We start from the raw sequence: 22,731 nt of genomic DNA, 5'->3' as shown, positions 1-22,731 counted from the left end.
ACCCCCATGTTGCGAACTCCCATCAAACATTGCAAAGAGTGCGGCACTGCCGTGGTGTACCGTGTGCCAGATGACGGCGACACCAAACACCGAGCGGTTTGCCCAGCCTGTGTCACGATCCATTACGAAAACCCACTGAATGTGGTGGGCACCGTACCCCATTGGGGCGACCAAGTCTTGCTGTGTAAACGCAATATAGAACCCCGTTTTGGCATGTGGACCCTGCCAGCTGGTTTTATGGAACTCAACGAAACCACCGCCGAAGGCGCAGCACGCGAGACCGACGAAGAGGCGGGCGCCCAGTTTGAAATGCAGGGCCTTTTTTCATTGGTGAATGTGGCGCGTGTGGGGCAAGTGCACATGTTTTACCGGGCGAAGTTGTTGAGCCCTGAGTTCAACCCGGGCACAGAAACACAGGAGGCCCGCTTGTTCCGCGAGGATGAAATTCCTTGGGATGACATTGCTTTCAAAACCGTCAAGGAAACCTTGCAGCGCTACTTTGCGGACTACCACCTCGGGCATTACAGCATTCATGCGATCGACATCATTTAGCCTGCCCGCCCAGTGGGTCTATTGGCGCGCCCTGCCCCGCTCCCAAAAAATGGCAGCCCTCAAGGTATGGGGCCATATGGCAGGCGTTTATGCCGCGATGAACTTGCTGGACGACCCCGTCTGGTTGGCCCTGATTTTCTGTTAATGCGCCATGCTGCCCTGTTATGTCATGTTGGATTTGGAGACCACCGGGGGCAACACTGCCCAGGATCGGATCACTGAAATTGCAGCCGTGCGGGTAGAGCACGGCAAAGAGGTGGCACGTTGGAGCACCTTGGTTAACCCGGGCGTAGAGATTCCAGAGTTCATCCAATCACTCACCGGCATCACGAACGCCATGGTGCGCGAAGCGCCATCGTTTGCCGAGGTAGCGCCACAACTCATGCAAGTCTTGGATGGTGCGGTCTTGGTGGCCCACAACGTGCGCTTTGACCATGGTTTTGTGCAGAGTGAATTGGGCCGCTTGGGCACAACGTTGCAGGCCAAAACCCTGTGCACGGTGCGCTTGTCCCGCAAGCTCTATGCGCAGCACAAGGGGCATGGTCTGGACGCCATAGCCCAACGCCACGGGCTGGTAAACCTTGCGCGCCACCGGGCCATGGGCGACGTAGACGTTGTGCTGGCTTGGCTTGCCATCGCAACACACGAGCTTGGCCTGGAAACGGTGCAGCGCGAGGCCAACGCACTGGTCGCAGGAGGCTCCGTCGTTCCGGAACAACTGGAAACCTCTATGACCGACATTCCCGAGGCACCGGGGGTCTATGTTCTGTGGGCTGATAGCGCTGTTCCCCTGTTTGTTGGAAAAGCTGCAAACATGCGCATGCGGGTGCTTTGGCACTTTCAATCAGCCACCAAGCTTGCGCGTGAGAAGCGCATTACCCAAGCCGTGCGACGGGTGGAATGGCAAGAAACAGCCGGGGACATTGGCTCCGCATTGCTTGAAGCCAAGCAGATTGCCCAACTCAAGCCCACCATGAATCGCAAGGTCAGCAAAAAGGCACAGCAGCAAGCCTTAGATGCGCTGGTACTACCCCCATGGCCGCACCCAGGAAAAATCGGTATCCGCGAACATCACCCGATCAATGGACGCAGCACCATACATCTATTTGACCAATGGTGCTACCTAGGGTCAGCCCAAGACGAGGGGGAGTTAGAAGAGCTGCTGCGCAGCCGACAAACTGCTGCGTTTGATCTGCACTGCTACCAAGCGGTAGGTCATCGCTTGACCCAAGCTGCAGGATCTGGCAGCAAGCTCATCGCGTTTCCGTCGCACCATGACTAAGCCAGAGTCTGCACTATCAGCGTTGCCAGAAGCCATCTTTAGCTTGGTCCTGGCGGTACCCACGAGCCACGAAACCACTGCGGATAACCCGCAAGCACGCGCCCACACCATTGCGCGCGCCGCCGCCCGCAAAGCCAGCATGCTGGCGGGTACTCTATCGTTGCCGCCAGGTCTACTTGGATGGGCGACTGTGCTGCCAGAGCTGATTGGTGTCTGGAAAATTCAAGCGCAAATGGTGGCAGATATTGCCGCCGTTTACGGACAGCCTTCGCAGAACATGGGCCGTGAACAGATGCTGTACTGTCTTTTCAAACACGTGTCTGCGCAGTTGTTCAGGGATGTCGCAGTCCGCATTGGAGAGCGCGTCGTCATTCAGCAGATGTCTGGCAAGGTCTTGCAGGCCATCGCCCAACAGTTGGGAGCCAAACTCACCCAGACTCTAGTGAGCAAAGGGGCAGCACGCTTTGTGCCTATGGTAGGTGCACTTGGAGTGGGCGCCTACGCCTACTTTGACACCATCCAAGTAGCCAAAAATGCCGAGTCTTTGTTTGCTGAACGCATCACAGTCAATGATTGAGCCGATCTGCCCGCTAGCGCGCAACCATTAAGCGCGCAAAGCTATCAATTTAAGAGCAAATTTCTTGTGAACATCCTGCACGATTTAGCATGGGTCTTGCCCTTGCGAAGCCCGGAAGCAACGCAGCTAGCCTTGGCATTCTCGTGGCTTGGGTATACCAGTTTCATCATGTTCTTCGTGGCAATAGGCTACTGGACCAGCAGCAAGACCATCTTCTTGCGGCTACTGGTTCTTGTAGCCGCAAATGCACTGGTCAACGCATTGATCAAGGACATTTTCCAAGATCCACGGCCACCACTAGAGTTGCGTTTAGACGGCATGGTGGGCAACAGCTACGGCCTGCCTAGTGGGCATGCGCAACTGGCAGTCGTGCTATGGATAGGCCTCGCTTTGGAAGTTCGCAAGGTATGGGCATGGATGGTGTTTACGTTGATAGCGCTTGGCGTCATGTTTAGTCGCCTGTATTTGGGCGTGCATGACCTCGAGGACGTTTTGGCCGGAGCAGCCTTAGGCTCCGTCAGCTTACTGGTTTCACAAGCACCATCCGTGCAAAACTGGGTTCAGTCACACAGCATCACTCGCCAAAGCCTCGGTGTAGCCGGTATATCAGGCATTGCCTTGGCGGCGTGGCCCGGGGTGGCGCCTGACTACATTCCCATGTTGGCCGCTTGGCTCATCGCCGCCCTGTGGAGTCTTGAAGCCGACGAACGTTACGTCGGTTTCGCACCACCCACTTTGTGGTGGAAAAAGGTTTTGGCAGCCCTCATAGGTGCAGCTTGCCTCTACCTTGAGCAAAAAGCACTCAAACTAGCAGGAGCGGCCTGGGCCATAACTCCAATGCTCTGGGCGTTAGTGGCGGGAATCACTAGCGGTGTCCTCGTTTCACTCGTGGTACCGTGGCTACTAAGCAAAGCAAGACTAGCGTCAATGTGCCCGCCTCCTGACCGCGGTCAGGAGCACTAAGCACCCCACCAATCCTCTCCATACACACCTATGGCCAAGCTGTATTTCCGTTTCTCAGCAATGAATGCTGGCAAGTCCACTTCATTACTTCAAATCGCCTACAACTATGAAGAACAAGGCCAAAAGGTCATGCTCTTCACCGCGAGCATCGATGACCGCAGTGGAACAGGTTGCATTGCGTCACGCCTAGGTCTAAATCGACAGGCAGGTGTTTTTGATGCGCAAACAGACTTCTACACGCTGCTGGCAAAACACCGAGAACTTGCATGCGTATTGATTGACGAATCTCAATTCTTGAGCATCGCCCAAGTCCGCCAGCTCCACCAGGTAGCGCACCTGCTCAACATTCCAGTCATCTGCTTTGGTCTGCGCTCGGACTTTCAAGGCAATCCGTTTCCGGGAGCTGCGCATCTGCTCACATTGGCCGATGACCTAGAAGAAATAAAGACCATCTGCGCCTGCGGCCGCAAAGCCACTATGAACATCAGGCTCGACGCACAAGGCATTCGCGTCAGGGAGGGCCAACAAGTGGAAATCGGAGGCAACGAACGCTATCAACAAGTCTGCGCGCGATGCTTCTACAAAGATTCGGAAGTTGCGCTGCCAGCAAGCAACTGAAAAGAAAAAAGCCCGCCTTCAGATGAAAGGCGGGCTTTTTATTATCTGGGGTGGCTGATGGGGCTCGAACCCACGACAACAGGAATCACAATCCTGGACTCTACCAACTGAGCTACAGCCACCGTAAGAGCAATATTATAACCTCGGTATTTGTCTATTGGCCGCTTGCTTGCAAATCATTTACGACTGGCGAAGGCCGTGGAACCTTCACTTGGACATTGAACTTTGCCTTTAAGTAGTTGTAGTACGCCTGGTTCTCAGCTGAAGCCAACCATTGTGCGTGCTGGGCATACTCTTGCTTAGCGGTAGCTTCAGGAACGGGATTACGCGGCAACACTTTGTTGATGCGTGCGACTGCGTATCCTTGTGAGCCAAGGTCCACACCAACCCAAGCAGGCAATGTGGCAGTGTCCGCGCGCAACACAGCTTCCAGAAGTGCGCCTTTAATGGGTTGTGCGGGATCGCGAGACAGCATCACAGATGCGGGCAAGTTAGCAGACGCAGGGCTTGTTTTCCATGCAGCCAGCTTGTCTGCGCCTTCTTTTTTGGCCATCTCTGTTGATTTAGCTGCCACAAAGCGCTCTTTGACACTCGCCCGCACATCTGCGAACGGCAGTGTTCTGGCCGGTGAGTATTGGGTTACACGGGCAGAGACCAATTGGTTGACCGCAATTTCCAATGCTTCCGTGTTGTGCTTTTTCTCCAATGCATCTGGATTAAAGAGTGCAGCTAGCAACTTGGGATTAGCCAAGACACCGGTGGCATCAGGGGCAGCGGTTCGCTTAACTCCCGTGGCAGTTTTGATTTCAAGCTTTAAGCGCTCTGCGATCGGTTTCAAGCTATCTGCTTGCTCGTATACGCCGTTGGTAAACAGGTCGGCAAGTTCAGCAAACTTAGCTTGCGCTTGTTTTGCCTTCAATTCAGCCTCCAATCCGGGGCGCAACTCTTCATAGCTTCGTTGCTTAGGTGTTTTGATATCTGTCAGCTTGATGATGTGGAAGCCGAAATCGGATTCCACAACGTCACTGATATCCCCTTTTTTCATCGCAAAGGCAGCGTCTTCAAAAGGCTTCACCATGGCCCCGCGGGCAAAGTAGTCCAAGTCACCGCCAGCAGCTGCGGAGCCTTGGTCTTGTGAATTTTTCTTGGCTTGCTCTGCAAACGTATCAGGCGCTTTGCGCACTGCTGCCAAGATTTCAAGGGCACGCTCTTTGGCTTTTTGCCGGTCTGCTGATGCCATTTCTTTGGGCGCGTTAATGAGGATGTGGCTTGCGCGGCGTTCTTCCTTGGCACTCAGACGTGCTACGTTTTGTTCGTAGTAGGTCTTGAGGTCTGCTTCATTCACGGAGATCGTTTTTTTGATCGCATCCACATCTAAAACCAAATACTCTACGTTGGCTGTTTCTGCGGCTTGGAACAAGCCAGCATTTGCGGTGTAGTAGGCCTCCAGATCGGCATCAGAAGCTACGACTTTGCTCGCAAAGTCGGATGGGGTAAAACGTGCGATCTGCACATCACGGTTTTCAAAGAAAGCATTCAAGGCAATGTCCGCGAGCACGGGTGATGGCAAGGCGGTTCCTACAATGGCGGACTCCACTTGCCGCAACGAGAGGTTTTGGCGCATTTGCGCTTCAAACCCTGCGGGAGTCAACCCTTGGCTGGCTGCCAACTGGCGGTAGCGCTCAATGTCCAAGCTACCGTCCGCCTTGCGCAAGGATGCAATGGCGGGGTTTTGCTGGAGCTCACGTGCCAAGCGTGCGTCAGAGGTATTGAGATGCTCACTCTTAACAGCTTCAGCCAACACACGCTCGCGAATCAACCGTTCCAAGGTGGCATAGCGTGCCTCGGGTGATTCCAAAAGCTTCACATCGATGTTCGGCATGGAAGCAGTGATCCGGCTGATCTCGTTCTTGTGCGCGGCATCCCAGTCCCCTTGGGTAATGCTGGTACTGCCTACCTTTGCGACCGCAGCGCCCCCCCCGTTTAAGCTCTTGAATCCGTCAACACCTACCAGTACAAAGGCGGGGATGATCAGCAAGAACATGAGGAACATCATGACCTTCGTGTGCTTGCGAACAAAATCGAACATGCGCTAAATCTCCAGATAAAACAAAAAAAGGCGAACAAATCTGTTCGCCTTTTATTGAGGGGGTGGTGGGTGATGACGGGCTCGAACCGCCGACCTACGCCGTGTAAAGGCGCCGCTCTACCAACTGAGCTAATCACCCCGCCTGAAATCCTAATACTAGTTCAATGCATCTTTCAATGCTTTTCCTGGGCGGAATTTTGGAACCTTTGCTGCCTTGATCTTAATCGCATCGCCTGTGCGTGGATTACGACCAGTACGCGCAGCCCGCTTACCAACAGCAAATGTACCAAAACCTACCAATGATACCGTACCGCCCTTTTTCAAGGTTGTCTTGACTGCACCAATCGTGGACTCAAGTGCACGTGTGGCGGCTGCTTTGGAAATATCAGCGTGCTTCGCGATGTGCTCAATAAGTTCTGTTTTATTCACAAAGGCCCCTTGTTTGCAATCAAATACTCTAAATGTCTCAAACCGTTGTTTTGCTCAAATCATTTAGCGCTCTGGGCACCTCTGTGACTGGCGAAGCAAACTTCAATTCTTGGCTCATGCAATCAATGAACGATTTAGAAGTAGAAACAATCTTATCTAAAACAGAACCACTGTTACTGCAGCGCGGACCGGAATTCTAGTCGCTTTTTTGCATTGATTTTTGGGAAGGTCTGAAGATTTTTTTGAAACAAGTTTGTTACAGCACCAACGGCTTGCAACAACCGCCATTGCAGAGTTGCCCTACCGTGCTCGCGCTCGAATCTCTGGCAATGCCTTTTGCAAGTAGTACACCATGGACCACACCGTGAGCACGGCGGCACCCCAAATCAACCAGAAGCCCCAAAGATGCGTGTCAATCAAACCGAACAGCATTCCGTCGTACAGCAAAAAGGGAATCGCCACCATTTGCGACACCGTTTTTAACTTGCCAATCATGTGCACGGCAACGCTTTTGGATGCACCGATTTGCGCCATCCACTCTCGCAATGCAGAAATTGCAATTTCGCGCCCAATGATGATCAAGGCGACAAAGGCGTCGGCCCGCTGCAAATGCACTAAAACTAGCACGCATGCGCATACCAAAAATTTATCCGCCACTGGGTCAAGGAACGCACCAAATGACGATGTCTGATTGAGCTTGCGAGCCAAGTATCCGTCCAGCCAATCAGTGGCTGCGAACACCACAAACATGAGTGTTGCAATCAGATTTTTTTCAGCGCCAGATGCCATCGAATCTGGCAAATAGAAAACGCCAACTATCAACGGGATCGCGAAGATGCGCGTCCACGTCATGATGGTAGGTATCGTCATAAACATGGCTGGATTGTGGCACGCCTAATGCAGCGCCCGGTAAATTTCTTCCGCCAAATCGTGTGAGATGCCATCCACTGTTGCAATGTCCGCAGCGCTGGCCAGCGCCACGCCACGCACCCCGCCAAAACGCTGCAGAAGTTTGGCACGACGCTTGGGGCCTATGCCTGGAATTTCTTCTAACTTGCTGCCACCTACTCGCACTTTTGCGCGCTGAGCACGCATGCCAGTGATGGCAAAACGATGGGCCTCATCGCGAATCTGCGCCACCAACATCAGTGCGGCTGAATCAGCCCCCAAGTAGACCTTGTCCCGTCCATCAGCAAACACCAATTCTTCGAGGCCCACTTTGCGGCCCTCGCCTTTTTCCACACCCACGATGAGCGACAAGTCGAGGCCTAGTGTTTCAAAGACTTCACGTGCCATAGACACCTGCCCCTTGCCGCCGTCCACCAGCACCAAGTCGGGCAAACGCCCGGTGCCAATTTGTGGCTGCCCCGTGTGCTTGGCAGTTGCTAGGGCCTCGGCCAGTTTGCCGTAGCGGCGCGTCAACACTTGGCGCATGGCAGCGTAGTCATCACCACCCGTGATGCCATCGATATTGAAGCGGCGGTACTCTGCGTTCTGCATTTTGTGATGATGAAACACCACACATGATGCTTGGGTTGCCTCCCCCGACGTGTGCGAAATGTCAAAGCATTCGATGCGCAACTCTTCCAAGTTATCCATAGCCAAATCCAGTGCATCCGCCAAGGCACGGGTGCGCGCCTGCTGTGAGCCTTCTTCGGCGAGCAAACGGGCCAATTGCAAAGCAGCATTGGTTTGCGCCATATCCAGCCATGCGCGGCGTTGCTCACGTGGCTGATGGACTGCACTCACTTTGACGCCAATGCGATCAGATAGTGCCTGCAACAAGTCTTTGCTCACTGGCTCACTGACCACCAAGACGGAAGGCATGGCAACGTCAATATAGTGTTGCGCCAAGAACGCCTCCAGCACTTGGACTTCGACACTGGTCTTGGGCTGCATATCGTCGCTATCCGCCAAGGCAGACGCGTCTTCCACATGGGCAGGAAAATACGGCCTATCTCCTAAATGGCGACCACCCCGCACCATGGCCAAGTTCACGCAAGCTTTGCCACCCTGCACTTTCACCGCCAAGATGTCTACGTCGCGGTCAGACACGTTGTCTACCGACTGCTGGTGCAACACGTTGGAGAGCGCCGCCACTTGGTTGCGCAACTCCGCCGCTTGCTCAAACTCCAAACGGTCTGAATGCGCCATCATGCGCGCCTCTAGGCCTCGCATCACGTCTTGCGCTTCACCACGCAAGAATCGCTCTGCATTGGCCACATCTTGGGCGTAATCGGCGGGGCTGATATGACCCACACAGGGTGCGGAGCAACGTTTGATTTGGTACAGCAAACAAGGCCGTGTGCGGTTGCTAAACACCGGGTCTTCACAGGTGCGCAGGCGAAACACTTTTTGCATCAGCAAAATAGCTTCTTTCACCGCCCACGCGCTGGGATACGGGCCAAAGTAGCGGTGCTTTTTCTCCACGGCGCCACGGTAATAGGAGACCCGGGCAAACTCTACGGGCAACGGTGTCTTCGCAGTAACAAGTGCCTCGCTAGGCGCCATGTTTTTGGGCGCTGGTGGCGTGCCCGTCATTTTCAAATAGGGGTAACTCTTGTCATCCCTAAACAAAATGTTGTACTTAGGATTCAGCGTCTTGATGAGGTTGTTTTCCAACAGCAGCGCCTCTGCCTCTGAGCGCACCACGGTGGTCTCTAGGCGCACAATTTTGCTCACCATATGGCCGATGCGCGTGCCACCGTGGTTCTTCTGAAAGTAGCTCGATACCCGCTTCTTCAGGTTGATGGCTTTGCCCACATACAACACCTGGCCTTGCGCATCGAAGTAGCGGTACACGCCCGGCAAGGGCGGCAGGGACGCTACGTCATTAAGCAATTGCTCTGGGTGCAAACATGCCTTTTCGCCCTCGGGGGACATTGGCTCTGTATGGGTTGGAATGGGGGGCTCGGGCAATGGGGCTGTCATGGCGCATATTGTGCAGTTTCGCCGGCGGCCCATAAGGGCATCAGGCCATTAGGACGCATCAAACCCTAGCGCCAACTCCTGTGTCAACACCGCCGCAGAAACTGGCTTACAGCCGGAGACGTTTTGGCCAGCCCACAGCGGCGAGAAATCACCTGAACCCAGGCTCTGGGCTTTGGCGCGCAGGGGGGCCACCGCCCCTGTGGCCATTGGGAACGCAGGCGCGGCAGAATTAAGTGGCCCCAACTCTCGCATTAGGCGATTCATGATGCCGCGGGCGGGACGCCCCGTGAATAAGGTGGTGAGCGCCGTGTGGCTCGCAGCTTTGCTTTGCAGCGCAGCGCGGTGCATGGGCGAGGTTGTAGCCTCATCACACAACATATAGGCCGTTCCAACTTGTACGCCCGCAGCGCCCAAGGCCATGGCAGCGCGTATACCCGTGGCGTCTGCAATGCCACCGGCGGCAATCACGGGCACGTTGACTGCACGCACCACTTGCGGCAGCAAGGCAAAGGTACCCATTTGGGTGCTCAACGCGTCCGTCAAAAACATGCCGCGGTGGCCGCCTGCCTCCAAACCCTGCGCAATCACTGCATCCACACCGTGAGCCTGCAGCCAAATGGCCTCTTCTACAGTGGTCGCGCTGGCCAACACCTTGGCACCCCAGCAGCGCACGCGCTCCAGCAAACAGGGGTCTGGCAGGCCGAAGTGAAAGCTGATCACCGGGGGTTTGAACTGCGCAATCAGCTCCGCAGTTTCAGCATTGAAAGGCTTACGCCCAGGGCCAGTGTCTACATTGGCCGGGTCTACCTCCAACTCTTGGTAATACGGTGCCAAGGCTTGCATCCATCGTGCTTGTTGCCCAGCGTCTGGCGCTGGCTCTTGGTGGCAAAAAAAGTTGAGGTTGTAGCTGCGCGTGGTCTGCGCCTGCAAAGCCAGCAACTCCTCATGCAGTGCCTGCGTACTCAGCATCGCGCAAGGCAAAGACCCCAAGGCCCCAGCGTTAGACACCGCAATGGTCATGGCACTGCCCTGCACGCCAGCAAGTGGCGCCTGTACCAGCGGAACATCAATAGTGAGAAGCGACCGCAAATCCATAAAGTACCTGCCTAACAGCAATCAACGACAAAGAGCGATGGCACATTCTGACGCACGACGCTGAGGTCTTGGCCAGTCCTCGCTCCATTGACCTTGTGGCTGACAATACCCATATGTCTATGCCAAGCGCTGCTCACACACCAAGCCCCTACAAGCAACCGATGCAATGGGACATCTTTTGCCGCGTGGTCGACAACTTTGGGGACATTGGCATTTGCTGGCGCTTGAGCCAGCAAATGGCTGCAGCGGGTCATAGCGTTCGACTCTGGGTGGACGATGCAAGCGCGCTGCGCTGGATGGCACCGGGCGCGCTGGAGGGCCATGTTGTCGGCGTCTCTGTGCTGGACTGGGCCTTGTCTGCTGATGCCCCAACCCTGGCCACCTTGACACCTGCCGATGTGTGGATTGAAGCGTTCGGCTGTGAAATTGCTCCCGAATTTGTAGCGACCTACGCAGCCTCCATGGGCGCGAATGGCCAGAATTCACCTCATAAACCTCCAGTCTGGATCAATTTGGAGTACCTGAGTGCCGAGCCCTACGCCGAGCGCTGCCACGGCCTACCCTCCCCTGTCATGCACGGCCCAGCCAAAGCTTGGACCAAGCATTTCTTCTACCCCGGATTCACTGACCGCACTGGCGGACTGTTGCGGGAGCCCGATCTAGACCGACGTCAATCTGGCTTCGACCGCAGCACGTGGTTGGGCCGTCACGGCATCCAGTGGACAGGCGAACGCTTGGTCTCTTTGTTTTGCTACGAGCCGCCTTTGCTCGAAGCATTTTTGGACACGCTGGCCCACGCCGACACGCCCACCCAACTGCTGGTCACCCATGGACGCGCGACGCAAGCCGTTCGACATTTGGAAGAAAAATGGCTGCAGCGCTCACTGGTTAAGCGCGGGCAGCTATCAATTTCATACTTGCCGCCACTCACCCAAAACGATTACGACCATTTGCTCTGGGCCTGCGACTTCAACTGCGTGCGCGGCGAAGACTCCATTGTTCGCGCGCTGTGGGCGGGCAAGCCCTTTGTGTGGAACATCTACCCGCAGGACGACAACGCCCACCACGACAAGCTCAACGCCTTTTTGGATATGCTGGACGCCAGCCCCTCATGGCGTCAATTTCACTCAGCGTGGAATGCCATGCCGCACGCGGCAAACCCGCTGATCACCCTGCTCAAAGACTGGCCGCAGTGGGCACTGCAAGCCGAGGCCGCGCGCCAGCGCCTTTGCGCTCAAGACGACTTGGCAAGCCAGCTTATAGGTTTTGTGCAGAAAAACCGTTAAAATCCAAGGCTTTGCTGAATTTGCCGTGGCATCACACGGGTAAATCATGCCCCGCCGCAGACTGCGGCCTACATACGCCAACAGCGACAACCGCTACTAACCCATGAAAATCGCTCAAGAAATCCGTGCCGGCAACGTCATCATGCACGGTAAAGACCCCATGGTCGTCCTGAAAACCGAATACAGCCGCGGCGGCCGTAACTCTGCAACCGTTCGCATGAAGCTCAAGAGCCTGATTGCTAATTTCGGTACCGAAGTGGTTTTCAAAGCGGACGACAAGTTGGACCAAGTCATCTTGGACAAAAAGGATTGCACTTACTCCTACTTCGCTGACCCTATGTACGTGTGCATGGACGAAGAGTACAACCAGTACGAAGTGGAAGCCGAAAACATGGGCGACGCGCTCAACTACCTCGAAGACGGCATGGCTGTTGAAGTGGTGTTCTACGACGGCAAAGCCATCTCCGTGGAACTGCCCACCAGCGTGGTGCGTGAAATCACTTGGACAGAACCTGCTGTCAAGGGCGACACGTCTGGCAAGGTTCTCAAGCCTGCCAAGATCGCTACCGGTTTCGAAATCGGTGTGCCAATTTTCGTGGCGCAAGGCGACAAGGTCGAAATCGACACACGCACTGGCGAATACCGCAAGCGCGTCTAAGGTTTCCCCGTTTCAAAAAGGCTTCTTCGGAAGCCTTTTTTGTGCCCATCGCATCCCGAGCGCAAGCCCCTCAGATTCGCAAGCGCGTGAGTAAAAACCCACCCTCGGTAAAATAGCGAAGCGCCGCGCAAGCAGCGCCCCGGCTTTTTGGATTCCCCTTTTCACCACCACAGGACCTCCTCCATGTCTTTCTTCTCTGCCGTCGAAATGGCCCCCCGCGACCCAATTTTGGGTTTGAACGAACAATTCAACGCTGACACCAACCCAGCCAAAGTGAATCTGGGCGTGGGCGTGTACTTCGACGCCAACGGCAAACTGCCCCTTCTGCAATGCGTGCAAGCCGCAGAAAAGACCATGAGCCAAGACCCCAAAGCGCGTGGCTACTTGCCGATCGACGGCATCGCCGCCTATGACGCGGGTGTCAAAGCTTTGGTGTTTGGCGAAGGCAGCGAACCCATTACCTCCGGCCGTGTGGCCACCGTGCAAGCCATTGGCGGCACCGGCGGTTTGAAGTTGGGTGCTGACTTTTTGAAAAAGCTCAACCCCAGCGCCAAAGTGCTGATTTCTGACCCCAGCTGGGAAAACCACCGCGCGCTCTTCACCAACGCAGGTTTCACCGTCGAAAGCTACCGCTACTTCAACCAAGCAGCCAATGGCGGCAAAGGTGGTGTGGACTTTGACGGCATGTTGGCCGACCTGAAAGCGGCAGCCCCTGGCACCGTGGCCGTGTTGCACGCCTGCTGCCACAACCCCACCGGCTACGACATCAGCCCTGCGCAATGGGACCAAGTGGTGGCAGTGGTCAAAGCCAAGGGCTTGGTGCCTTTCTTGGACATGGCCTACCAAGGCTTTGGCTACGGCTTGAAGGAAGACGGCGCCGTGATCGCTCAGTTCGTGGCCGCTGGCCTGACCTTCTTTGTGTCCACCTCGTTCAGCAAGAGCTTCAGCCTGTACGGCGAGCGCGTGGGTGCCTTGAGCGTGCTGTGCGAAAGCAAAGAAGAGGCAGACCGCGTGTTGTCGCAATTGAAAATTGTGATCCGCACCAACTACAGCAACCCACCCACCCATGGTGGCGCAGTGGTCGCTGCGGTGCTGAGCAACCCCACGCTGCGTGCGCAGTGGGAGCAAGAGCTAGGCGAGATGCGTGTGCGCATCAAAGCCATGCGCCAAAAGCTGGTGGACGGACTCAAGGCGGCAGGCGTGCAGCAAGACATGAGCTTCATCACCACGCAAATCGGCATGTTCAGCTACTCCGGCCTGTCCAAGGACCAAATGGTGCGTCTGCGCAATGAGTTTGGTGTGTACGGCACCGACACCGGCCGCATGTGCGTGGCTGCTTTGAACGAGAAGAACATCGACTACGTCTGCGCCTCGATCGCCAAGGTCATCTAAGCACGCTTTAAGCCATGGTTAGCGTATGGGGCAGGCCCTTAAGGCCCAGCACCATACGCTATTTTTTTAGTAGCTGCCAGCGCTTATTCCATGGGCGCAATCGGCACTTTTTTCCCAAAATCTCACGCAGATTCCGCCCTACCGGCCACGCACACCGGTGCGGTACTGCCCCGGCCCTTGGCCCTGCCAAGTCTTGAACGCGTGGTGAAACGCCGGCGCGTCTTGAAAGCCCAGCAAGTACCCCACCTGGGCCACGGGCATGGCGGTGTTGGCCAAGTAGTGGCGGGCTAGTTCTAAGCGTGTGGTATCCAACAGCTGCTGAAATGCCACACCTGCCTCCGTCAAGCGGCGCTGCAGGGTGCGGGTGGACAACAACAAATCAGCTGCCACATCGGCCAGCTTGACAGGCCCTTGGCCCAAGCGCCCAGAAATGCTTTGGCGCACCTGGGCCACGACAGGCACTTCACGCGGATGGCGAGCTTGCAACAGGCTGTCGGCGTGCTGCTGCAGCAAGGGCAGCAAAGCCGTGTTGGCCTGGGGTATGGGCAAAGCCAAAAATGGCGCAGGAAACACCACGCTGTTGCATGCGGCACCCCAACGCACCTGGGCTTGGCCCATGGCCTCAACGGCGCGCGCACTGCCAGGGTCCGCAGCATGGGCAAAGTTCACTGCGTGGGCGCCCAAGGGCCGCCCTACCAACCAGGTGGCACAGGTCAATATTCCAGAGAACACCGACTCGGCCAGCGGGCCTGCTGCCGCATGGTCCGCGCAATCATTGCGCCAGGTGTAGGTCGCGTGGTCGCCATCCAGCACCAAGCTAGAGCGGCCTAAGTCATGCACCAGCGATTCAAAACGCAGCACTTGCTGCAAGGCCTCGCCCAAGGTCGAGCAGGCCAGTAACAAAATGCCGTTCACCCCGTAGGTAGTGGGTTTGACGTAGCGGCCCATGCGCCAGCCAAAGTCAGGGCCGACCGCCTGGCAGGCCGTGTGCAGCATGCGCAAGTAAGCGGGCAGCGGCACGTCAGCCTCGCCAATGGCACTTTGACCCAGCGCCATCTGCAGGGCGCCCAGCGCCATCTGCAGGGCGCCCAGCGCCACGCCTTCGCCCAAAGCGGCATCCCATAGCGTGTGGGCATAGGGCGCGACTACCCGGGCTTGCGGGGCGCAGGCGGCGTTTGGCGCGATTGCACAATCGATTGGCGGCATCGCGGAATGATAAATGCAGCGCCACCCCCTACAGTGCAGCGATAGATGTTTAGCCTGCGCTAGAGGAGACAACGATGCGACGATGGAACGGCTGGGGCGACGACGCCACCTCAATGGCCCTTAACGACAATGCACGCGCCATGATGCATGCGCGCTTAGGCCCGGGCCGCCCGGGGCAAGACGCCACGCGCGAGTCGCTCTTGGCGCGCATCCCGGCCTCGCGCATCAGCGCCCACCCTTTGATCGCCACAGACGCATCCAGCCGATTGAGCATGGCGCTGGGCGAAAGCTTTGCCGACTGGATTCGCAAGCGCTTTGGCGCTCTCCCCCCGGTACCGGACGGCGTGGCCTACCCCGAATCCAGCGAGCAAGTGCGCGAGTTGCTAGACCTGGCGCAGCAGCACGGTTGGATCGTGATCCCGATTGCCGGTGGCACCAGCGTGGCCGGGCATTTGGATTGCCCGGTGAGCGGGCGACCCATTTTGTCTTTGAGCGTGAGCCGCATGAACCGCTTGCTGCATTTGGACACTACCAGCCAGCTCGCCACCTTTGGCGCGGGCACACCGGGCCCCTTGGTGGAAGCCCAGCTACGGGCGCACGGCTACACCTTGGGGCATTTTCCCCAGTCGTTTGAGTACTCCACGGTGGGTGGCTGGGTGGTCACACGCTCCAGCGGCCAGCAGTCGCTGCGCTATGGGCGCATAGAAGCCTTGTTTGCAGGGGGGCACCTGGAAACACCGGTGGGCCCACTGCACATTCCCACGCTGCCCGCCTCTAGCGCGGGGCCGGACTTGCGCGAACTGGTCATGGGCTCGGAGGGGCGCTTTGGCGTGCTCACCGAGGCCACGGTGCGCGTCACACCGTTACCGGAGCACGAGAGTTTTCACGCCATCTTTTTGCCAAACTGGGACGCCGCCGAAGCCGCCGTGCGCACCCTAGTGCAACGGAAATTGCCCTTGAGCATGATGCGCCTGAGCAATGGCATTGAGACCGAGACCAACCTCACGCTGGCCGGCCACGCCACCCTGATTGGCTGGATGGAGCGCTACCTGGCCCTGCGGGGCTGTGGCACCGACAAATGCATGCTGATGCTGGGCATCACGGCAGACGCGCGCACCGCACGCCATGCGCTGAATGAAGCCCGGCGCACCCTGCGCAGCTTTGGCGCGGTCTATATCGGCCCCGCCATGGGCAGCAAGTGGGCGGCCAACCGCTTCAAAGGCCCTTACTTGCGCAACACCTTGTGGGACGAAGGCTACTGCGCGGACACCATTGAAACCGCAGTCGACTGGCCACAGGTCAAGCCGCTGATGCTGGCCATGGAGCAAGCCGCCCGCGATGTGTTTGCAGCCTATGGCGAACGGGTGCACGCGTTCACCCACTTGTCGCATATGTACCCCCAAGGCAGCAGCATTTACTCGCAGTACGTGTGGCCCACCGCCGCCGGCGGCTTTGCACCCAACTTTGAACGCTGGCAAAAGCTCAAAGCTGCCGTGGCGCAGGCCATTGCCGACCATGGCGGCACTGTGAGCCACCAGCATGGCGTGGGCCGCGACCATGCCACCCAGCTGCATGTGGAAAAAGGCCCCTTGGGCATGGCCACCCTGGCGCAGCTGTGCAAGCACTTTGACCCGCAGGGCACCATGAATCCGGGCAAGCTCTTGCAAGACGGCGGCCCTTGGGCAAGCACATGAGCACGCTCAAGCCCGCCCAATGGGCACGTAGCCAAGCGCTGGACGCATTGGGCCGCCACACATGGGATGTGGTGGTCATTGGGGGTGGCATTAGCGGTGCAGGCGTGGCGCAACAAGCCGCGCGCCAAGGCTGGCGGGTCTTGCTGCTAGAGCAGCGTGACTTTGCCTGGGGTACCTCCAGCCGCTCGTCCAAGCTCGTGCATGGCGGCTTGCGCTATCTGAAAGAAGGCGACTTCAAAACCACCCTGCACTCCGTGCGCGAACGCCAGCGCCTCATGGCCCAAGCGCCCGAGTTGGTGGAGGCGCAAAGCTTTTTGTTTGCCCTGTGCACGGGGCGCGCGCCGGGCCGGCGCATGTTTCAACTGGGCCTGCGCATTTATGACGCCATGGCCGGTTTCAAAAACCACTTTGGGGCCACTTTGGCGCAAGCCCAAGCGCTGGCACCGGGTTTGGCCCCCAAGCACATGCACAGCGCACTGGTGTACGGTGACGCCAAAACGGACGACGCACGCTTGGTCATGCGCGTGCTGGCCGAAGCACAGCACGACGGCGCCACCGTGTTGAACTACGCCAAGGTGGAAGCCTTGCACCAAACCCAAGGGCGCGTGAGCGGTCTTACGGTGCATGACCTGGCGAGCGACCTGCGCCACACCGTGCAAGCCAAGGTAGTGGTCAACGCCACGGGCGTATGGGCAGACCAGCTGCGCACCGGCTTAGGTGCCCAACCCATGTTGCGCCCGCTGCGGGGCAGCCATGTGGTGCTGCCGTTTTGGCGGCTGCCAGTGGCCCAAAGCATCAGCCTCATGCACCCCCGCGACGGCCGCCCCGTGTTCTTCTACCCGTGGGAAGGTGCCACGCTGGTCGGAACCACCGACTTGGACTACACGGGCGACCTGCAGACCGAAGCCAGCATCACCACGGACGAAGTGAATTACCTGCTGGAAGCCGTGAACGAACAGTTCCCCGGTGCGCAAATTTCGCCCCAAGACATCAGCGCCTGCTACGCCGGTGTGCGCCCAGTGGTGGACGATGGCAAGGCCAGCGCATCCCAAGCCGCACGCGACCATGTGGTCTGCAATGACCATGGGCTGATCACCGTGACCGGCGGCAAGCTCACCACCTTTCGCCTGATGGCACAAGACGCCTTGGCGCAAGCCGCCAGCTGGGCGGGCCAAGCCTTTGTGCGCAACAACGACGCGGTGTTCACGCGGGCCCACACTCCGCCCAGCCATTGGCCCGCAGCAGTGCGCTACCGGCTGGTGGGGCGCTATGGCGACCGCGCAGCAGCCTGGTGCAAAAGCGCGACAGCCCGCGACCTAGAGCGCATCCCCGGCACCGATACCCTGTGGGTGGAACTGGCCGTTGCCGCGCAGCATGAAGCAGTACTGCATTTGGACGACCTGCTGTTGCGCCGCACACGGCTGGGCATATTGCTCCCGCGGGGTGGCTTGGACCATCTGGCCCGCATTCAAGCGCTGTGCGAACCCCATTTGCAGTGGGGCGCAGCGACCTGGGCCGCCGAGCTCGACCGCTACCAAACCCTAATAGCCAGGCACTACCAGTTGCCGCACACTGCAGCGCTTACTTCACCCACACCAAGCGCACCATGAGCAAGAACTATGTGCTGGCCATCGACAACGGCACCCAAAGCGTACGTGCGCTGATTTTTGATTTGCACGGCAACCTGGTCGACAAGTCCCAAGTGCCGATTGAAAGCTACCAGTCCCCCCAAGCGGGCTGGATGGAGAACGACCCCCACGCGTTTTGGGAGGCCCTGTGCTTGGCCTGCCAGCGCCTGTGGGCCAACACCACCATCCCCAAGTCGGCCATTGCGGGCATGGTCATCACTACGCAGCGTGGCACCACCATGGCCTTGGACGCCAAGGGTGAGCCCTTGCGCCCCGCCATGATTTGGTTGGACCAGCGCCGCACCGAGACTGCGCCCAGGCTCAAGTGGTGGTGGGAGCTGGCGTTCAAAGCTATTGGCATGCGCGAAACGGTGACGCACTTTCAAAAAGAAGCCGAGGCCAATTGGATCGCCCAGCACCAACCCGAGTTGTGGGCCAAGACCTCCAAGTTTTTATTGCTCTCTGGCTATCTGAACTATCGCTTTACAGGGCGCTATGTGGACTCGGTGGCCTGCCAAGTGGGCTACGTGCCGTTTGACTACAAGAAAGGCCACTGGGCTGCTGGGTTCGACTGGAAGTGGCAGGCCATGCCTATCACCCGCAGCATGCTGCCGGACTTGGTTCCAGCGGGCGAGGTGCTGGGCCAGGTGAGTGCCAGCGCCGCACGCGACACCGGCATTCCCGAAGGGCTGCCGATCATTGCCGGCGCGGCGGACAAAGCCTGCGAGGTCATAGGCGCGGGCTGCCTGACGCCGGAGATTGCGTGCTTGTCCTACGGCACGGCCGCCACCATCAACACCACCACGCCACGCTATCTGGAAGCCACGCCGTTTATTCCGCCCTACCAAGCGGCGGTGCCCAAACACTTCAATACCGAGATTCAAATCACGCGCGGTTTTTGGATGGTGAGCTGGTTCAAAGAGCAGTTTGGCTTGCACGAGCAGCAAATTGCCAAAGAACGTGGCGTGCCGCCGGAAAGCCTGTTTGATGCCCTGGTCAACGCAGTGCCCCCGGGTGCCCAAGGCTTGATGCTGCAACCCTATTGGAACCCGGGCATCAAAGTGCCGGGGCCTGAGGCCAAAGGCGCTGTGATCGGATTTGGCGACGTGCACAACCGCGCCCACTTGTACCGCGCTATTTTGGAGGGCTTGGCCTACGCGCTGCGTGAGGGCAAAGAGCGTATTGAGCGCCGCGGTGGCACGCGTATTACCCGCGTTCGGGTCTCGGGTGGCGGCTCACAAAGTGACGCGGCCATGCAAATCACAGCCAACATCTTCAACCTGCCGTGTGAGCGCCCCCACTTGTACGAAACCAGTGGTTTGGGCGCGGCGGTGCTGGCAGCGGTGGGGCTCAAACTGCACCCGGACTTTGCCACGGCCATTGCCGCCATGACGCGCATGGGCCAGGTGTTCATGCCCCAGCCTGAGCACGCCCACACCTACGAGCAGCTGTACCGCAAGGTCTATTGCAAGCTCTACAAAAGGCTGCAACCGCTGTACCGGGACATTCAAAGAATCACCGGCTACCCCAACAAGGTGGAATGAGGCTTTACAAGATGCCTTGCGCGCGCAAGGCATCTAGCCCTGCTTCCGCTTGTGGCGTAGGGCTGCGCATGAGGTAAAACACCATGGCGTAGCGCGAGGAGAACACCTGTGCCGAGCGTGACTTGAGAATGTCCACAAAGGTTTCGGTGAACTCCCAGCGCTCCCATTTGCTCAAATCAGAGGCGACAAACCCTGCACGCGCCGGGTTGCTTTGGATGTACAGAGCGTAGGCTTGCACCACCCGCGCCTTGCTCACACGCAGGCCGTCTTCGGCATGGATGCGCAGCGCCTGCAAAGCTGCTTGCACCCACTCATCCCGCACTTGCATGTCTTGCAACACATGCTGTTCCACCCACGCCAGCCCCGCATCCCCACGCAGCTCCAAATAGGCGGCGACATAGGCCGAAAAAGCCGCAAGGTCGGTGGGCGTCACCGCTTTGGCACGCAGGCTACGCAGCATGCGCGGCTCTAAAATTTGCGCGTCAGCGGCAGTCCCCGCGACACCAAAAAGCAGCCCATACAAGGGTCGCCTCGCCTCCAGCCCGGGCTGGTCCAGCCAATGGCTCAACTGTTTAACTTTGAGCACGGGTTTGAGGCTGCGCATGGCGGGAAATGGGGCCTGTGAGATTTCTTCGTAGCTGGTTTGCGCGACCAGGCTCTGGGAATTTTCCAAATCTGGGGCCAAGGCGGCCAAGCGCGCCGGCCACTGGATTTTCGGATCCAGCACGCCCGCCTGCATCGCACGCGGCAGGGCAGCCATGCTGCGCAGCCAAGCCTCGCGCTCTAGGCCCAGAGGGCCGGCACTACGCCACGAGGCATTGGAAGCGGTGTACAACAGCACATGCACCGCAGCTTTAGCAGCATCGCTCCCGGGGCTGAGCGACTGCGCCAAAGCTGCGGCGTCCGGCGGCGATAGCGGCATTGGGTTACGCAGTGCAACACCCGCTGGCAGCGGCCCTTTGATGAGCGCCAACGGCATCCAAGTGCTACTGTTTTGCCCCACTTGGCCTTCTGCCATAACGACTGCATCGGCTGCATACAAGCGCTGCAACAGCGTGGTTTGGCCATCGCTGGGCGCGCAAATGGCGCAGGCTTGCACATTGGACGCCAGCATCACGGCCAAGCAGAACAGCATTGCGCGCAACCATTTCGTCAGGTGGTTCTTCATTGGAGTGTTTAGAAGTCTGTTAGTTTTGAAGATAGGCCATGCGGTTGGCAAAAACAAGTGCTTGCAAGTCGCATAATCTGAGCCACAAAAGCAAGCAGAAAAAGCCACCCGCCTCGCCGACTTTGCCACCACTGATTCAAACCGCTATTGGAGACCTTTAGATGCGACGTTTTTACCATGCAGTAGCCATTAGCTGCCTGATTGCCAGCCCACAAGTCTTTGCGTGGGGCAACCACAGTTTCCCGGCCTACCGCGCATTTGAAAAAATGCCCGAAGTTGCTGAAGCGGCACCTGTGCAGGTCGAAACTCTAGAAGCTTTCTTGAAGGCAGAAGAAAAGCCATTGGAAGCGCTGCTTGCCAGCCAAGAAGCCTGGGCAGCCTCCAACATCGACAAGTACCCAGCCCGCCCGTCGGTGCTGGCCTTCAAGGCGGAGCCCAATCGCTCAGACGATGCGCGCCGCCTGGCGTTTTTGAGCGCGCTGCGGGTGGCACCCAATTCCAAGTTTGCGCTGTACTACCAGCCAGACCCCCTACGCCCACCGGCCAACCCAACCATGCTGCCCCACGCAGCGGTGAATACGCTGCCAGAGACACCCAACTCCACTTACCGCTACGTGGCCTTGAAGCCCGGCGAGATGGTGGCACCCTTGGCTGTGATTGCTTCTGCCAGCGACGAACCTGACTACGGCCTAGACATCAATCTTTTTGACGACAGCCCGAGCGACTGGGGCAAGGTCTATGGCTTTGGTGCCCAACCGTTTGGCAACCCCGCTCTGCCTTACGCCACGCAAGCGCCCTTTCACATGGGTTTCATGCATGAGAGCTCCATTCTTTACACCGCAGCACCGTTTATCAAACGCACCTTTCCACTGCTGCGCAACTACCAGTACGCCACCTTGTCAGCCTTGGCCTTTCGCACCGGGCACCCTTACTGGGGCTGGCGTTTTGCGGGCCTCTCCTTGCACTACCTGCAAGACCTCACCCAGCCTTACCACGCGCGCCTAGCACCAGGCAACTCCACGGCCAAGTTGCTGGGAGCCAATATTCTGGCGATGGCGGGTATGTCTGGCATGAAAGACGGCATGGTCATCTTGCTGTCTAACCGCCATTTGGCGCTGGAAAAGTACCAGACCGAATTGCTCCAAAACGCGGCCAAGGCCAAGCAAGACACCCCGATTGAAAAATCCTTGCGCAACAGCGACCAGGATAGCAAGTACCCCGCATGGAACGACACCTATGTGCGCGACACAGTGGCAGCCCAGTCAGCGGCCTTTGGTGCGCAGTTGGCTGACTTGCTGGTCGCTGCCATGCCGCCCGGCTATGTGAGCGACCCAGACTTTGACTTTGGGGTGAAAGAAAGCGGCATCAACTTGGTCAATGAACTAGCCAAGCGTGAACCCGCCGACCGCGCCAAGCTGGACGCCGCGATTGCAGACCTTTTGGGTCATTTTGGAGCCCACAGCCGCAATGCCGTACGCGGCATTTTGAAAGCCAGTGGCAATCAATAGCTCAAAACACGGGGAGATAGTCCGGTAGTCGGCAACGGTGTTGCGCAAAGCACAGCAAACAACAACAAGAACGCGCTGACCTGTTATATTGCACTGCAACATTTTCCGAAA

20 protein-coding genes and 2 tRNA genes are annotated in these 22,731 nt (G+C 57.9%); 13 read left to right on the top strand and 9 right to left on the bottom strand.

Annotated elements, in window-relative coordinates; translation table 11 throughout:
• Positions 1-6: 6 nt before the first annotated feature.
• The 6 genes from EXZ61_RS07830 (at position 7) to EXZ61_RS07810 (ending at position 3,992) form a co-directional block, all read left to right on the top strand.
• Positions 7-552, top strand: a complete 546-nt coding sequence (locus EXZ61_RS07830; RefSeq protein ID WP_142810665.1) for an NUDIX hydrolase — start codon at positions 7-9, stop codon at positions 550-552.
• On the top strand, positions 533-697 hold the full coding sequence (locus EXZ61_RS21890) for a hypothetical protein (RefSeq protein ID WP_168224719.1): 165 nt from the start codon (positions 533-535) through the stop codon (positions 695-697). Before EXZ61_RS07830 ends, EXZ61_RS21890 begins: the two co-directional genes overlap by 20 nt.
• A gap of 6 nt (positions 698-703) precedes the next feature.
• Positions 704-1,834 carry a 3'-5' exonuclease family protein gene (locus EXZ61_RS07825; RefSeq protein ID WP_142810663.1) on the top strand — a complete coding sequence of 377 codons (1,131 nt, stop codon included), beginning with the start codon at positions 704-706 and terminating at the stop codon, positions 1,832-1,834.
• Positions 1,827-2,411 carry an EcsC family protein gene (locus tag EXZ61_RS07820; RefSeq protein WP_142810661.1) on the top strand — a complete coding sequence of 195 codons (585 nt, stop codon included), beginning with the start codon at positions 1,827-1,829 and terminating at the stop codon, positions 2,409-2,411. The genes EXZ61_RS07825 and EXZ61_RS07820 overlap by 8 nt, the downstream gene beginning before the upstream one ends.
• A 168-nt stretch (positions 2,412-2,579) precedes the next feature.
• On the top strand, positions 2,580-3,374 hold the full coding sequence (locus EXZ61_RS07815) for a phosphatase PAP2 family protein (RefSeq protein ID WP_237219121.1): 795 nt from the start codon (positions 2,580-2,582) through the stop codon (positions 3,372-3,374).
• 30 nt (positions 3,375-3,404) lie between these two features.
• Positions 3,405-3,992 carry a thymidine kinase gene (locus EXZ61_RS07810; RefSeq protein WP_142810657.1) on the top strand — a complete coding sequence of 196 codons (588 nt, stop codon included), beginning with the start codon at positions 3,405-3,407 and terminating at the stop codon, positions 3,990-3,992.
• Positions 3,993-4,038: 46 nt separating this feature from the next.
• On the opposite strand, the gene EXZ61_RS07805 is transcribed toward EXZ61_RS07810, so the two are convergent.
• The 7 genes from EXZ61_RS07805 to EXZ61_RS07775 all read right to left on the bottom strand — a co-directional run bounded on the left by EXZ61_RS07805 (position 4,039) and on the right by EXZ61_RS07775 (position 10,536).
• A tRNA-His gene (locus EXZ61_RS07805) sits at positions 4,039-4,114 on the bottom strand.
• Between the two features lie 32 nt (positions 4,115-4,146).
• Complete coding sequence (locus EXZ61_RS07800) at positions 4,147-6,081, bottom strand: SurA N-terminal domain-containing protein (RefSeq protein ID WP_142810655.1); 1,935 nt, start codon at positions 6,079-6,081, stop codon at positions 4,147-4,149.
• Between the two features lie 63 nt (positions 6,082-6,144).
• Positions 6,145-6,220 (bottom strand) — tRNA-Val (locus EXZ61_RS07795).
• A gap of 17 nt (positions 6,221-6,237) precedes the next feature.
• Complete coding sequence (locus tag EXZ61_RS07790) at positions 6,238-6,510, bottom strand: HU family DNA-binding protein (RefSeq protein ID WP_142810653.1); 273 nt, start codon at positions 6,508-6,510, stop codon at positions 6,238-6,240.
• A 300-nt stretch (positions 6,511-6,810) separates the two neighbouring features.
• Positions 6,811-7,386, bottom strand: a complete 576-nt coding sequence (gene pgsA, locus EXZ61_RS07785) for a CDP-diacylglycerol--glycerol-3-phosphate 3-phosphatidyltransferase (RefSeq protein WP_142810650.1) — start codon at positions 7,384-7,386, stop codon at positions 6,811-6,813.
• An 18-nt stretch (positions 7,387-7,404) separates the two neighbouring features.
• Positions 7,405-9,393, bottom strand: a complete 1,989-nt coding sequence (gene uvrC / locus EXZ61_RS07780) for an excinuclease ABC subunit UvrC (protein WP_142814153.1) — start codon at positions 9,391-9,393, stop codon at positions 7,405-7,407.
• A gap of 96 nt (positions 9,394-9,489) precedes the next feature.
• The gene (locus EXZ61_RS07775) at positions 9,490-10,536 is read right to left on the bottom strand and encodes an NAD(P)H-dependent flavin oxidoreductase (RefSeq protein WP_142810648.1); all 1,047 of its coding nucleotides are present in this window, start codon (positions 10,534-10,536) and stop codon (positions 9,490-9,492) included.
• A gap of 161 nt (positions 10,537-10,697) precedes the next feature.
• On the opposite strand from EXZ61_RS07775, the gene earP reads away from it, so the two are divergent.
• From earP to EXZ61_RS07760, 3 genes are all read left to right on the top strand, one after another.
• The gene (gene earP / locus EXZ61_RS07770) at positions 10,698-11,822 is read left to right on the top strand and encodes an elongation factor P maturation arginine rhamnosyltransferase EarP (protein ID WP_342590569.1); all 1,125 of its coding nucleotides are present in this window, start codon (positions 10,698-10,700) and stop codon (positions 11,820-11,822) included.
• A 103-nt stretch (positions 11,823-11,925) separates the two neighbouring features.
• A complete protein-coding gene (efp, locus tag EXZ61_RS07765) occupies positions 11,926-12,480 on the top strand; it encodes an elongation factor P (RefSeq protein ID WP_142810643.1) in 555 nt (184 codons plus the stop codon).
• Positions 12,481-12,663: 183 nt separating this feature from the next.
• Positions 12,664-13,872, top strand: a complete 1,209-nt coding sequence (locus EXZ61_RS07760; RefSeq protein WP_142810641.1) for an amino acid aminotransferase — start codon at positions 12,664-12,666, stop codon at positions 13,870-13,872.
• A 138-nt stretch (positions 13,873-14,010) separates the two neighbouring features.
• On the opposite strand, the gene EXZ61_RS07755 is transcribed toward EXZ61_RS07760, so the two are convergent.
• Positions 14,011-15,078 carry an AraC family transcriptional regulator gene (locus EXZ61_RS07755; RefSeq protein ID WP_142810639.1) on the bottom strand — a complete coding sequence of 356 codons (1,068 nt, stop codon included), beginning with the start codon at positions 15,076-15,078 and terminating at the stop codon, positions 14,011-14,013.
• Between the two features lie 74 nt (positions 15,079-15,152).
• On the opposite strand from EXZ61_RS07755, the gene EXZ61_RS07750 reads away from it, so the two are divergent.
• The 3 genes from EXZ61_RS07750 to EXZ61_RS07740 are packed head-to-tail and all read left to right on the top strand — an operon-like array spanning position 15,153 to position 19,944.
• Positions 15,153-16,772 carry an FAD-binding oxidoreductase gene (locus tag EXZ61_RS07750; RefSeq protein ID WP_142810637.1) on the top strand — a complete coding sequence of 540 codons (1,620 nt, stop codon included), beginning with the start codon at positions 15,153-15,155 and terminating at the stop codon, positions 16,770-16,772.
• On the top strand, positions 16,769-18,382 hold the full coding sequence (locus EXZ61_RS07745) for a glycerol-3-phosphate dehydrogenase/oxidase (protein ID WP_142810635.1): 1,614 nt from the start codon (positions 16,769-16,771) through the stop codon (positions 18,380-18,382). The genes EXZ61_RS07750 and EXZ61_RS07745 overlap by 4 nt, the downstream gene beginning before the upstream one ends.
• Positions 18,379-19,944, top strand: coding sequence for an FGGY-family carbohydrate kinase (locus EXZ61_RS07740; protein ID WP_142810633.1), 1,566 nt, complete (start codon positions 18,379-18,381; stop codon positions 19,942-19,944). The genes EXZ61_RS07745 and EXZ61_RS07740 overlap by 4 nt, the downstream gene beginning before the upstream one ends.
• Positions 19,945-19,948: 4 nt before the next feature.
• On the opposite strand, the gene EXZ61_RS07735 is transcribed toward EXZ61_RS07740, so the two are convergent.
• Positions 19,949-21,112: a hypothetical protein gene (locus EXZ61_RS07735; protein WP_142810631.1), complete on the bottom strand. Its 1,164-nt coding sequence runs from the start codon at positions 21,110-21,112 to the stop codon at positions 19,949-19,951.
• 161 nt (positions 21,113-21,273) lie between these two features.
• Here EXZ61_RS07735 and EXZ61_RS07730 point away from each other — a divergent pair, with 161 nt between their 5' ends.
• The gene (locus EXZ61_RS07730) at positions 21,274-22,620 is read left to right on the top strand and encodes a phospholipase (RefSeq protein WP_142810629.1); all 1,347 of its coding nucleotides are present in this window, start codon (positions 21,274-21,276) and stop codon (positions 22,618-22,620) included.
• Positions 22,621-22,731 lie beyond the last annotated feature (111 nt).

Source organism: Rhodoferax aquaticus (assembly GCF_006974105.1).
Taxonomy (GTDB): Bacteria; Pseudomonadota; Gammaproteobacteria; order Burkholderiales; family Burkholderiaceae_C; genus Allorhodoferax; species Allorhodoferax aquaticus_A.
Note: the sequence above shows the minus strand (reverse complement) of the source record. Positions and strands in the feature narration are given on the sequence as shown.